Below are 12,752 nucleotides of genomic sequence, written 5' to 3' on the forward strand. Positions count from 1 at the left end.
TTAAAACATGTTGGTGGAATTAATCAGCGTCGACAGGCTTGTGCGCATCGGCAACGATCAGCGCCCCTGTATTCACGATAAACTCGGCAGCACTTTTGATGTCATCTTGCAGTGCTTCACATGCTGCAACGGAGTCACCCTTCTTTAAAGCATCAACCATCGCTGCGTGATGACTGGCTTGCACTCGCTGAACCACACGCTCAGTGCCAGATCGTAGATCATAGTTGATGATAGGCCCTATTCTCAGCCACAGGGACTCAACTATCTGGAGCAGGATGGGCATGTCCGCTTGATTATAAATTGCAAAATGCAATTCTTTGTTCAGCGTAATCAGCCGTGACTCATCGGGAGCGCCTTTTGCAAACTCTGCGCAAAATGCCTCGTGTATCTTTTCAATCTCAGCCAGCGCCTGCGAATCAACAAGCTCCGCAGCACGAGCCGCAGCTTGCCCCTCAAGATTCAACCGGATACTGGTGATTTCCCGGAACTGGCTGACCGTCAGCACAGGAACACGAATATATCGATTTGCCGCCATCTCCAGCGCTTGCTCAGCGACCAACCTGTGAACCGCTTCTCGCACTGGCATGACGCTAACACCTAGAGCGTCCGCTATAGACCTGAGCGAGAGCTTTTCCCCAGGCATAACGCGTCCGCTTATCAGCAGATCACGCAGCTGGGCATAAACGTCCGCACTGAGAGTCTGGCGGATCATGGGCGTTACGAGTGTGGATAGGTTCATGGCGAGAATTATAGGCAGGTTCGATCAGGCGGCATAGCAAAATGAGACATCTGTAATCACGGATGTGCCGGTATCAAAAGTGACGGAATTGGGGAGAAACGAGTTCTCTAGCACAGGCATAACAAGCGTCTCGCTACCAAGGTCGGTGGCGAGACGTGTAGGTCTGACTAATCAAAGATACTCGACATTGCCGTCGATGCTGATTGCTTGTCCTGTCACATTGTTAGCAGCAGGAGAGCATAGAAATAAGGCCATTGCTGCCACGTCTTCGGGTGGAGTCATCCGGCGCAATGATATTTTCTTCAATGTTTGTTGGCGCATCTCCGGCTCTGAAATGCCTAACTGTTTGGCGCGATCACTGATGACGCGATCCTGGCGCGGGCCCTCGACGATGCCTGGCAGCAGTGCGTTGACTCGAATGTCTTTTTCGCCCAACTCGGCTGCCAATGACTTCATAAGACCAACGATGGCCCACTTGGTCGCGGCGTATGGCGTCCGCCAGGCATAGCCTAAGCGCCCCGCGACCGATGAAATATGAATGATGTGTGCGTGTTCTGACTTCGTCAGGAGGGGGACAGCATGATGAGCGAAGCGATACTGCGCATTAAGGTTGATTTCTACAGTCTGGCCCCATTCGGCATCGGTAATCTTGTCGATTCCGCCCGTTGGCCCTGCGATGCCTGCATTGTTGATCAGTACATCGAGCCCATCCACCCACTCCTGTTGTATCTCGAAGACTCGCTTAATTTGAGCAGAGTCGGAGACGTCAGCCAATGTGGCCAAAGCCTCTGGATAGCGCTCACGAAATTGTGCGATCGCCTGCTCACTTACATCGCATACATGGACTCTTGCCCCAATTTCGAGATATGCAGCCGCGATCGATTCGCCAATGCCTGCTGCCCCACCGGAAATCAAAACTCTCAATCCGGTATAGGGTGTCAGCCGCTTCATCACGTTCATAGCTAATGCGTCCTGTCTTGTTTTTGTTCATGAGTTCTTTCGTGGCTACGGCGTGCGTAGACAAGAAAACCTCATTAAGTGATATGTGATCACAGTTTGTTTGTCAAGACAGGTTTGCCGCAGATTTGCAGGTGATTACCGGAGAGGGTGCAGACTCCTACTCCGGCTCAGCATTGCTACCTACGGCCCGATTAATCTGCGAGTGGCAGCCGGCGGCGACTGCGCTTACCGCAGCACTTCATCATTATCGGATCTGGGCCATGGTCGGGTAATCCGTGTAACCGCGCTCCTCACCCTGATAGAAGGTGGTCGGGTCAGCGTCATTCAGTGCGACACCCTGTTCGAATCGCTCTACCAGATCCGGGTTGGCCAAAAAGGCTGTGCCAAAGGACACCAGATCAGCATTTCCTTCTCTGAGCGACGTTTCTGCGCGTTCCGCGTCATAGCCGCCATTGGCAATGTAGGTGCCTGCGAAATGACGCTTTAGTTCTTTGAAGTCGAATGCACCCGCACCGATTTCTACTACGTGAATGTAGGCTAGCCCGTAGCGACTGAGCATTTTCGCTGCATAGTTGAATGTCGCTCGTGGATCGCTGTCGCTCATGGAGAAGTAATTAAAGATTGGCGACAGGCGAACACCCACGCGGCTAGCCCCGAATACCTCGATGACCGACTCCACAACCTCCTTAAGAAACCGAGCGCGATTTTCTGCAGAGCCGCCGTATGAATCGGTTCGGGTGTTGGTGCCATCGCGCAGGAACTGATCGATCAAGTAGCCGTTCGCGCCATGTATTTCCACACCGTCAAAACCTGCACGCTTCGCGTTTTCAGCACCTTGGCGAAAATCCGCAATCACACCAGGAATTTCATCCAGACTCAGAGCCCGTGGCGACTCGTAAGGCTTCAGTCCTTCAGGCGTGTAGATCTCGCCATCAGCCTTGATCGCTGAGGGGGCTACCGGCAGCTGATTATCGAGCTGTACTAGGGAGTGTGACAGGCGCCCAACGTGCCAGAGCTGGAGAAATATCCGTCCGCCCTCTGCATGCACGGCGTCGGTCACGTGTTTCCAGCCGGCGATTTGCTCGCTGGTGAAGATGCCCGGTGTTCTCATGTAGCCTTTGCCTTGAGCCGAGACCTGGGAACCCTCAGTAATGATGAGGCCGGCGCTTGCACGTTGACGGTAATACTCGACTACTGTGGAAGTTGGAACATCGCCTTGGCCAGCCCGGCTTCGCGTCAGAGGCGCCATCACCATATGATTTTTCAAGGGTAGGTTGGCGATTTGAGCGGGGGACAAAAGAAGGTTGAGATTGCTCGCTGTCATGACGTGCCTCAGTATGATTTGGGGTGTTGGATAGTTATCGTCGAGATGTTTTTCACGCCGGCTTGAGCGGCGCTAGTTGAGCCGTCCTTGTTGCCGCAGCCGTGTGCCAATCCTCTGTATTTCCGTTTCACCCTGCGCCAGAGCTGCGTTGCTCGTGTGAACCGAGTAGTGACCCGTTACCAGGTCGTACGGATGCTTTACCGCCGAGCCCATCACGAAAGAGCAATCGCCTTTCGCGATGAAGTTGATGCGGTGCTCTGACTCTTCGAACACGGCTAATTCGCCTGCATTGATCAACCCACCTGCGTCCAGACTCCCAGAACTCACAGCGAGCCAAGCAATGTTGTGACCGGATGGAGGGGTGTAATGCCAGTGCTCACCGTCTTTTAAACTCACGGCGAGATAGTTCATTTCACTCGGCACTTCAATCAGGCTTTGGGCTGCCCCGTAACGTCCCAATAGCAAACGCGCGGGGCCCACTTTAGGAACTTGCGACGGCGCAAGGTAGACACTCATCGCGGGTGCGTTTTCAAGAGATGGTGGCAATGCCACCCAAAGCTGGAATCCCTGGATTGCGGACTTGCTGGCTAGCGTAGCGTCGTGCCACACCCCATTGCCGGCCTGCATCCACTCAACACCACCGGCAAGCAGTAAACCGGTCGCCCCTGTGGTGTCCTCATAAGAAACATCCCCTTTTGTCATGAAGGTAACCGTTGCGATTCCTGAGTGCGGATGCATGCCGAAACTCGACTTACCACCACTGGCGTTCAGGCTGAAAATGTCCAGGAAAATAAACGGCTTCAACATCTCGCCTAGATCACCTGGACTCATAAGCCTCGTTATGGGGCCGTGTGTGGTTCCTTCAGTACGATGGACAATGGCGCGTGGTCGAACTACTACGGTGGTGGTCATATGTTTTCTCTTTGTTCTCCATTGCCGACAGACGATGTCGTCGAGCGGAGTTCCGGCTGCCTGGACTGGATGTGGATGAACTCAGTGATGCCGAAAGTCTGGGCGGTGAGCCCGTAGGAGATTCCGGCAACTGAAGGTCAACTGCAGCAATGACAGAAGGATATGCGTCCGCTGATTGCTTTATTAGATGGCATAATTGGATTGGACTAATCCATTTTTGGAGTGGATGGCAGTAAAGATGATTGATCTGAATGACGTCGCATTGTTTGTAAAAGTGGTGCGCAGCGGTAGTTTCGCTGAGGCAGCACGGCAGCTTGGAATGCCCTCAAACACCTTAAGCCGGCGGGTTCAACAGCTCGAGGCTCAACTCGGTACGAGGCTGCTGCAGCGCTCCACGCGAAAGCTCACACTCACTCAGTCCGGCGAGGCTTTTCACGAGCGCTGCTGTGGAGCAGTGGAAGGTCTGATTGACGCTGGTGAGCAGCTGATGACCGGAAACCAAGAGCCGAGTGGCACCGTGCGCATTGCGGCAATGGCTGATTTTTTCGACTTCTTTCCTATGGAGTGGGTGGCCGATTTTCTCGAGGCACATCCGCGGGTACACGTCGACTTTGTGCTAAGCGATGCACGCGCCGATTTGATCGCTGATCGCATCGATATTGCGTTTCGAGGTGGGGCGTTGCAGGACTCAGGATACGTCGGTCGCCAGCTCCTTGGAGCGGGTAACGAAGGTCTGGTAGCCAGCCCTGATTACATTAAAAAAAGAGGCATACCTAATAATCTTGCAGATTTGGTCAAACACGACTGTGTGAGCTTTGGCCATCCTAGCGGTTTCACCACTTGGGTTCTTCATGGGCCAAACGATACGGCGGAAGAGGTGCGGGTCACTAGCCGTTTCAATGGCAACACCGCCCAGGCTTTGCGCAAGGCGACGTTGGCCGGGCTAGGAATTGCCTTGCTGCCGCCCGCTATGACTAAGTTTGATCTTCAGACGGGGCGCCTTGTGTCTGTACTTCCGCAGTACCACAGAACCGGATACGGCCTGCATCTGCTTTACCCTAGTCGGCGACACCTACCGCTGGCTGTATCTGCATTCATTGGCTTGGTTATGGAGAAATTAGAGGGGCAAGAATTCCCTGCAACGACTCTTTCCTGATCCATGCATTGTCGAAATATCGACGATTCGGTCGCGCTCGGAATAGAAGAGGGTAGCGCTATAGTGGGAGCCTGGCACTTCGTTGTTTGAGGATTCATTCCCCGTTCGAATGGTTACCTTCAAAGCCCGAATCATGCCTTGATGCATAAACATTTCGTCGCGCGGCAGTCGCAAGCCTCGTGTGCTTCGCAAACCTTCAACAGAGGCAACGATGATGAATTCAACCTGGGCAGATCAAGTGGCACTTGTGAGTGGAGCGGGCAGTGAGCTTGGAATCGGTATGGCCATTGCCCATCGTCTTGGGGCTCAAGGGGCCAAGTTGATCGTCACGGCAAGCAGCGCACGCATCAATGAGCGGGTTGCGGAGTTACGTGCCGCCGGCTTCGAAGCAGTGGGTCGATCGGTCGACTTGACTCAGGAAACTCAGGTGAGTGAATTCGTCGCTTGGGCTGAGGCCGTCTGGGGCCGCATCGATATTCTTGTAAATAATGCCGGTATGGCGATGCAAGGGAGTCCAGAACAGTTCTCCGAATTCACGAGTACGAGCCTCGAAAGTTGGAATCTTTCCATCGCTAGAAATCTGACAACTGCGTTTCTGTTAACCCAAGGGGTGTTGCCTGGGATGCGAGCGAGAGGCTATGGCCGCATAGTGAACATCAGCTCAACTACCGGCACACGGGCCAGTAATCCAGGGGAGGCTGCTTATAGTGCTGCAAAGGCGGGAATGGTAGGAATGAACATGAGTCTAGCTCTTGAGGTTGCTCATCAAGGTATCACTGTGAATTCAGTTGCCCCTGGTTGGATAGCTACAGGGTCGAGCACGCCTGATGAAGTCAAAGCCGCACGTTCTACGCCTCTCGGGAGAGCGGGGCGACCAGACGAAGTGGCTGCAGCCGTTGTATTCCTGGCTTCACCCGAAGCGAGTTACATCACCGGTGAGCTGCTCGTAGTGGATGGAGGCAATTGTCTGGTTGAGAACAAAGCTGATTAAGACTTTTTAGTTCCTGAGAGGGATCTCAACGAGCTTGAGGGATTTTAGGGATATCGCCTGATCAGGTCGTGCGTCGACGCTCATTTTGCGTCTCCCGCACAGAAGTGCTGCTAAAGGACGTTGATATTGATGTCAATCAGCGTTGCCTTAGCTGCGGTGCGCCGACTCACTGGTCCAGCAAAAAACGCTCAATTTCCTCAACGGTACTGCGCGCCGTTCGGGTCACGCCGATCAGTGTCGCGGAAGCGGCGCCAGTCCAGTCGCCATAACCCACCAGCCACAAACGCGGTTCCTGAATCGAATGCGTACCTTTGACAGCCACGCGCCCGTCGGCGGAGCACACGCCCAGTGATTCCAGATAGCCGAGGGCAGGGCGGAAGCCGGTGCACCAGATCACCGCGTCGACCGGCGTTTGTGAGCCATCAGCCCAAGTCACGCCGGTCTCGGTGAAGCGCAGGAACGGCCGAACCGCGTGCAACACGCCGCGCTCCCGAGCCTCGACAACTGGCGGCACCATCACGATATCGCCCAGGCCGCCAACCGGGTTTTCAATGACCATGCCGGCCAGCTGCGCTTTCCAGCGCTCGGTGGCGCGTTCGAAGAGCACGCGTCCATCAACGTCATCGGCAAGAAACTCTGGCGGCTGCGGAGTGACCCAGGTGGCATCGGCCACTTGCGAGACTTCAGCGAGGATCTGTGCACCGGAATTGCCACCACCTACCACCAGGACTTTTTTTCCGGCAAACGGTTTGGCGTTAACGTAGTGGGCCGAATGCAATTGCTGGCCGGTAAAGGTTTCGCTGCCGGGGTAATGCGGCAGGTAAGGATGGCGCCAGGTGCCGGTCGCGCTGACCACGGTGCGGGCCAGCCAACTGCGACCTTGGGCTTTTACGTTAAGGTGATTGCCCCGACGTTCAATAGCGTTGACCCAGTAGGGCCGTTCGACAGGAAATTGGTAGCGTTGCTCATACTGACGCAGGTAATCGACTACGTTGTCGCGACTGGGGTAACCGTCAGTGACCGGAGGCATCATCCAACCGGCGATGGAGCTCCAGGTCGACGGTGAAAACAGTCGCAGGGAATCCCAGCCATGTCGCCACGCGCCACCCGGTGCTGCTTCGGCATCAATAATCACAAAGGAACGCCCGGTATGGCGCAGGAAGTAAGCCACGGCGAGTGCGGACTGGCCACCGCCAATAATCGCGACATCCACTTCGGCAGGCATGAGGAATCCTTGGGTCAGCGAGGTTCAGGTTAAGTTAATCCATTTGAAGCGGACGTTTGTTGATGTTGCTCAAGCGGAGGCGTTCTAAACCACAGCCCGGAACAGTGATACTCCCAGAACGGCAGCGCGCAGCCAGCCGATACGATCGCTGCGATGAGATTCGGTGTTCATGGTTTAGCGGGCTTGCAATCTCACAAACTTAAAACTTTAAAAATTTCGAACTATTTCGGCGTGATCGCGCATGGCTATCAGAATCATTGTTTTGATAGAAAAATCGCGACAAAGAACTCTTCAAAATAACCAAACGAAATAAGCAGGTCTGTCAGAGCACTGGTGTGAAATTAATATCTGTTATAAAGGAGCGAAGCTATAAGTCATAATATTCCAATGCTTAATGTAAATTCTGCCACAATTCTACAAATATAAAACTTTATTGCTGATACGACAAATTTAGCACTGCGCATTTTAAAAGCGACCTGGCAGACGACATTGAGGTGCTTAGAATGACGGTTCTGGACTCATTGGTAAGCCAACAGTGCCCGCGACCAGCGGGTGCGCATGAGTACCGTTACCACAGCCTTAAATCGGGTGAGCCAGTCCGTCTGTACAACCGCATCACACTATGGCGCTGGTTAACACTTGAATTTGATCCTAGTGTTACAGAGCTTAAGATCAATGCACAAATTTTTGAAAGCACGCCTTTCCGTATTCCCATCGTATTTTCATACTCTAAGCAGGGAAGACCTCATCTTATAACGCAGGACAGCGCTACCGAAGCCGCGATGCATTCATTGCAAGAGTATTGCAGTTTGCTTGGGATATCGCTTGAAACGATAGAAGAAAAATGGACGTCTGCTGGGCATGTGGAGATGTGGAATCTTTTAAAAATGATGTCGTATATTAATAAATGGCATTACAAAATTTCCGAAAAGAGATTGGGGCTGGTTTTTCGAGATATAACCATACACAAAAGTGTTTCCATTAAAGAGATGTGTGAAGAGGATCGAATGAATCCAGAAACGCTTGCATTATCGTTTGAGCTAGTACGACGCGGTCGGTTGCGCTTGTTAGAAATTGCCAGCAAAAAAATATCACAGAATACTCAGATTTCCATTTAGTGCACTTAAAATTGATAGGCCTCTCTATGGCTAGTAACTCTGAAAGAAAAAGGTTTTCAAAGTCTAGCTTCAGGAGTAGCGACATCAATCTTGATGAGTGGCCCATGGTGGATGTGCCGGTCGTAAAAAGTAATCGTAGGGAAGAAACGCAACGTCGAATTTCTGCGATTCGTTTTTATCTAGAAACAGACGCTTCGGTTGATGAGGTAGAGGATAAATGGGGAGTGTCTCGATCAACGCTTTTTCATATGCTTGAATTGGGCATGCAAACATTAGAAGATGGCTCTATAGTAGGGTTCCGCGCCGCGATACCGTATGCCAGATTCTCAAACTACAATCGTTCTAAACCGGATAACGTCAGCAATCTGAATGGGGTAGGCAGTGCAGGTTTGTTCTCACAGTTGAGGCTAGGCCACCCTGAGTTACAGGAGTGGTTGGATTATCAAGCTAAAGCATACAAGCCGAGAAAAAAGGGTGGTCCGTATTTTGCTGAGATCCATGAGGCCTTTTTGCAGCAATGCAAGGAAGTAGGAATACGAGAGGATCAATACCCTTTGAACAGGAAAGTCGGCGGAGTGGGGGTGTTGAGGTCTTATTTAATTGATCGTCAAAAGTTCTTCCAGGCTGAGAAAGAAAAAAACTCAAAATCTCGGGCGGAGCGAGACTTGTTTCCTCCTATGTCGCCGCTGGATGAAGTACAGGTCGACGGTCACAATCTTGACGTAGGACTAGTAGTGTCTGAGAAGGACGCGTATGGACAGGACGTGCTGTACGAAATCTCGCGGATCTGGATAATCGTGGTTATAGATAGTTTTACCCGTTGTGTTTTGGGATACTCGATTGCCTTAGGTCATACTTATGATCATATAGATTTATTACAAGCAATTTTCAACTCTCTAGCCCCTCACCAACGTCCGATGCCAATAATTGCTGGTGCGAAGTATCACAAAGACGGAGGGTTTCCTTCAGAAAATCATAATGCGGCCTGGCGAACATGGCTGAGCCTGAAACTCGATAACGCAATGGCCCATAAGGCCCGGCATGTTCAGGAAATTTTATCGACTCGTATCGGCTGTTTGTGTGATTTCGGTCCTCCGCACGAGCCAAATGATAGGGCTATCATCGAGCGTTTTTTCGAGTACTTGATTCAAAATTTTTCCCATCGAATTGTCGGGAGTACCGGTAGCAATACAATGGATGAACTCAGAGAGCGATTGGCTCCAACCCATGCCAACAGGCTCAAGTTGTTGATAACACTGGAGGAACTACGGGAGGTTGTTGATATTGTCATTTCCGATTATAACGGAAGACCACATTCTGGAATTCAAGGGCATGCGCCGTTAGCGTTGTTTAACGCGGGGATAGCTGATGATGCGCTCCCGCCCGACAGGGTTGTCGAAGATGTGCGGCGAGAGAGGGAGTTCCTGATGGAGCACCAAAGGGTGCGAGTTAAAAGCTCTGCCCAATACGGTGGAGCATATGTTAATTTTTGCTATCTGAAATACCGGAATAGTAACGTGCTTAGAAGCGATTTTTCCGGCGTTGAGGTTTCTATCGGATTTCTGAGGCGGGACATATCGTCCATCTGGCTCTTTGACGAAGATGGAACTATGATTGGTATTTTAACGCCTCCTTCCCCTTGGTGTGATCACCCTCATAGTTTGACACTACAAGCGGAAATGCAAAAAGCGTTACGTGCTGGACAATTTGAATTTCAACGAGGAGAAAGTATCCTCCACGCTTACCGTCGACATAAATCATCGGGCAATACCATCACCAGAAAAATCGCAACTTCCCTATTAAAAAATGCAGGGAGTGTTAGCGATATCCCTTTGCCCTCTAGTAAAAAGCAGCCTGCGGTACCGGTGGGAATCCCCAGAAAGCTCACAAAAGGATTTATAATTTGAGAGGGGTAGTCGATGGAAATCAAAAACTTGCGCCCCTTATCCAAAGAAGCTCATCCGGTCGCACTCAGAACGTATCTGCTTCCCACACAGGCCATCGACCTTATTTATGCGATGGTGATGAAGGTAATCAACCGAAAAGACACTGGACTGCTTGTGTATGGGAATACCAGATACGGAAAGACGAGATCGATATATTATTGCACTAAAATGCTTCAGATTGAGTTCCCAGGAGTGCCGGTTAGGCTTTTCAGCGTGCATCTAGATCTGGCGGCGAGTGAAGGGAAGTTTTTTACGCTATTCCTAGAGGCTGTCAAGCATGCAGATACTGGCGGTTCGGTAGCGGATAAACGCATTCGCTTGGCCAACTACATTATCGATGCGGGAAAACAGAATCCTCGCCGAATATTTATCCTGTTTATAGATGAGGCGCAGAAGTTATGGGCGGTGCACTACGAGTGGTTGCGTGATATTTATGATCAGGCTGAAATTGGTGGCGTCTCATTGTTGGTTATTTTGGTTGGCCAATTAGATTTATATACTCAAAAAAAGACTTTGATTAAGAACAAAAAAGGGGAAATAGTCTCCCGATTCATGACATTCGATATGCAGTTCTACGGGATAAGGACGTATGAGGATTTTGCATCTTGTCTTAGCCAATATGATACCCTCGAATTTCCTGCAGGTTCAAACTGGACATTTACTAGGTTTTTTTTGCCTACGGCTTACGCAAGTGGCTTCAGGCTAGGGGCTAACGCACAAGTCTTATGGGATGCATTCCTTAAGCAGGACGAGGAGCTCGGCATAAACGATGGGCCAGAGATCCCAATGAAATATTTTACCAAAACAGTGGAAATATTTTTGGAAGAACATCCAGAGTTCGATCTACCAAACTTTAATTTAACGCCGGACATTTGTCGAGGATTGATAGTTGAGTCTTGGTATCCTGTATTCATGGAACACCTCAAAGACATGAGCTATAGAACCTGAGGGCGCTTAATTGATCATTTTAGAGGAGGACGACTGGAGTAAGGAATATTCCTATTCATCTATGATGCCGCGATACATATCGAATGAGTCGGCATACTCGATAATGTCTCGATTTGCTCTCAGAAATGCCATTAACCCTACTAAATTAGTAAAGTTATTTGCCAGTAAAGTTAATTCAAATCGAGTCAAAGCCACTAAAAACCTGTCATGCCTGTATTCAATTGACTTGATAAATACGGAAAAGCATCTGCGCCTAACGAAAGCAGAGCTTTATAGTCTGTTCCTCGTACCAGAATTTGTGGCAGATATCGATTGTATTGAAGAAAATCTCAAATACTGCCGCCATTGCCTATCTCAACATCGTCACTATGCCCTTTTTCAGCTCGTATTTGTTCATGACTGCCCGCTGCACCGAGTACCGCTCATCCAGCGCTGTCCAAATTGCGGAGCGGGTATCTCTAATCGTTTGGAGGCCGCTACCTTCAAGGTTCCGTTCGGATGTCCCTGCTGCAATCAAACGTTCATCGCCCGCGCCCCCTCGAAGCAAGTTTTTGTTCGCGTTAACAAAGACGGTGAACTGTTGTTGGAAGCATTTGCGTACATGCTTAAGCGGAAAGCGGATCATGCGATAGTATTTTCTTTTCAGCGCCAAACGTCAATCTATTGTGACAACGTCTTATGCCTATCTAAAAGCTTGGAGAACGCTCTAGCAACGGAGCGAACTTTTTTCTACTGGCTTATCCGGAATGCGACAGAAGAACATCAAGGCTGGAGTTTGGACGTCTACCCCAGACAAACTAGTAATCGATACAAAATTGTGAGTAAAAATGCTAGTTTGGGAGACGAGGTAGCACTGACTGATTATTTTTTTGCGACTTTCAAGTCGCTATCTAGATACGTGGTGCGGTTACTTCAAGCAAAAAAGTGTCTCGGCGCGGTTTGCAAAACGCTATGGAGGGATCCCGTAGGAGGTGAGATTCCACATGTGTGCCCACAGATATTGGCCCTCATTGCTTGGCGAACCTTTTGGCTCAACGCGCGAACACCTATCGGTACACTGCAAGCGGAGCGCGGTAATCACTGCAAGATTCGTGAGTGGCTGCAGTCGATATTGTATGAGCGTTCTGTTTCGCTCTTTCCCGTCACTCAGCGACTTTGGTTGATCCAACACATATTTGCACATGCATTGAATACAACACTCGAAGCGTTTTTAGCGGCATTCACGACTCGGGCGGATTTTCCTGCGCCCACTGAGTGGCCGACTAATCCGCTGTCGAGTTCGAACTGCTGGGCAGTCTATATCGATAACGAAGGAGCCTCTAGTATCACGACTTTTGTCCCCGGCCCTCATAAGAATTTCCTGTCGAGCCTGGGAGACCATTTACCGTCGCTAGGCTGTGACTGCGTGGAGGATTGATTACGACAGCACCTTG

11 protein-coding genes are annotated in these 12,752 nt (G+C 50.7%); 6 read left to right on the forward strand and 5 right to left on the reverse strand.

What is annotated here, in order from left to right; all coding sequences use genetic code 11:
• Positions 1–19: 19 nt before the first annotated feature.
• From PMI23_RS22100 to PMI23_RS22115, 4 genes are all read right to left on the reverse strand, one after another.
• A complete protein-coding gene (locus PMI23_RS22100; protein ID WP_238539550.1) occupies positions 20–712 on the reverse strand; it encodes a GntR family transcriptional regulator in 693 nt (230 codons plus the stop codon).
• 198 nt (positions 713–910) lie between these two features.
• Entirely contained in the window at positions 911–1,699 is a 789-nt protein-coding gene (locus PMI23_RS22105; RefSeq protein ID WP_007913158.1) for an SDR family oxidoreductase, read from the reverse strand.
• A 244-nt stretch (positions 1,700–1,943) separates the two neighbouring features.
• Positions 1,944–3,023, reverse strand: coding sequence for an alkene reductase (locus PMI23_RS22110; protein ID WP_007913156.1), 1,080 nt, complete (start codon positions 3,021–3,023; stop codon positions 1,944–1,946).
• Positions 3,024–3,095: 72 nt separating this feature from the next.
• Positions 3,096–3,935, reverse strand: a complete 840-nt coding sequence (locus PMI23_RS22115; protein WP_007913154.1) for a pirin family protein — start codon at positions 3,933–3,935, stop codon at positions 3,096–3,098.
• Between the two features lie 238 nt (positions 3,936–4,173).
• Between PMI23_RS22115 and PMI23_RS22120 the strand changes: the two genes are divergently transcribed.
• Together PMI23_RS22120 and PMI23_RS22125 are read left to right on the forward strand one after the other, a co-directional pair.
• Entirely contained in the window at positions 4,174–5,091 is a 918-nt protein-coding gene (locus PMI23_RS22120) for a LysR family transcriptional regulator (protein WP_007913152.1), read from the forward strand.
• A 214-nt stretch (positions 5,092–5,305) separates the two neighbouring features.
• A complete protein-coding gene (locus PMI23_RS22125; RefSeq protein WP_007913146.1) occupies positions 5,306–6,082 on the forward strand; it encodes an SDR family NAD(P)-dependent oxidoreductase in 777 nt (258 codons plus the stop codon).
• A 166-nt stretch (positions 6,083–6,248) separates the two neighbouring features.
• Here the strand turns inward: PMI23_RS22125 and PMI23_RS22130 are convergent, their stop codons facing one another.
• Positions 6,249–7,307, reverse strand: coding sequence for an ArsO family NAD(P)H-dependent flavin-containing monooxygenase (locus PMI23_RS22130; protein WP_007913140.1), 1,059 nt, complete (start codon positions 7,305–7,307; stop codon positions 6,249–6,251).
• A 503-nt stretch (positions 7,308–7,810) separates the two neighbouring features.
• Between PMI23_RS22130 and PMI23_RS22135 the strand changes: the two genes are divergently transcribed.
• The 4 genes from PMI23_RS22135 (at position 7,811) to PMI23_RS29450 (ending at position 12,736) form a co-directional block, all read left to right on the forward strand.
• Positions 7,811–8,425 (forward strand): hypothetical protein, encoded by a 615-nt coding sequence (locus PMI23_RS22135; protein WP_007913138.1) that lies wholly within the window; start codon positions 7,811–7,813, stop codon positions 8,423–8,425.
• Positions 8,426–8,529: 104 nt separating this feature from the next.
• A complete protein-coding gene (locus tag PMI23_RS22140) occupies positions 8,530–10,332 on the forward strand; it encodes a DDE-type integrase/transposase/recombinase (RefSeq protein WP_157279750.1) in 1,803 nt (600 codons plus the stop codon).
• Positions 10,333–10,344: 12 nt separating this feature from the next.
• Positions 10,345–11,319, forward strand: coding sequence for an ATP-binding protein (locus PMI23_RS22145; protein ID WP_007916567.1), 975 nt, complete (start codon positions 10,345–10,347; stop codon positions 11,317–11,319).
• Positions 11,320–11,383: 64 nt separating this feature from the next.
• On the forward strand, positions 11,384–12,736 hold the full coding sequence (locus PMI23_RS29450; RefSeq protein ID WP_274517700.1) for a TniQ family protein: 1,353 nt from the start codon (positions 11,384–11,386) through the stop codon (positions 12,734–12,736).
• The last annotated feature ends 16 nt before the right edge of the window (positions 12,737–12,752 follow it).

This window comes from Pseudomonas sp. GM24, assembly GCF_000282235.1.
In the GTDB taxonomy this organism is placed as follows: domain Bacteria; phylum Pseudomonadota; class Gammaproteobacteria; order Pseudomonadales; family Pseudomonadaceae; genus Aquipseudomonas.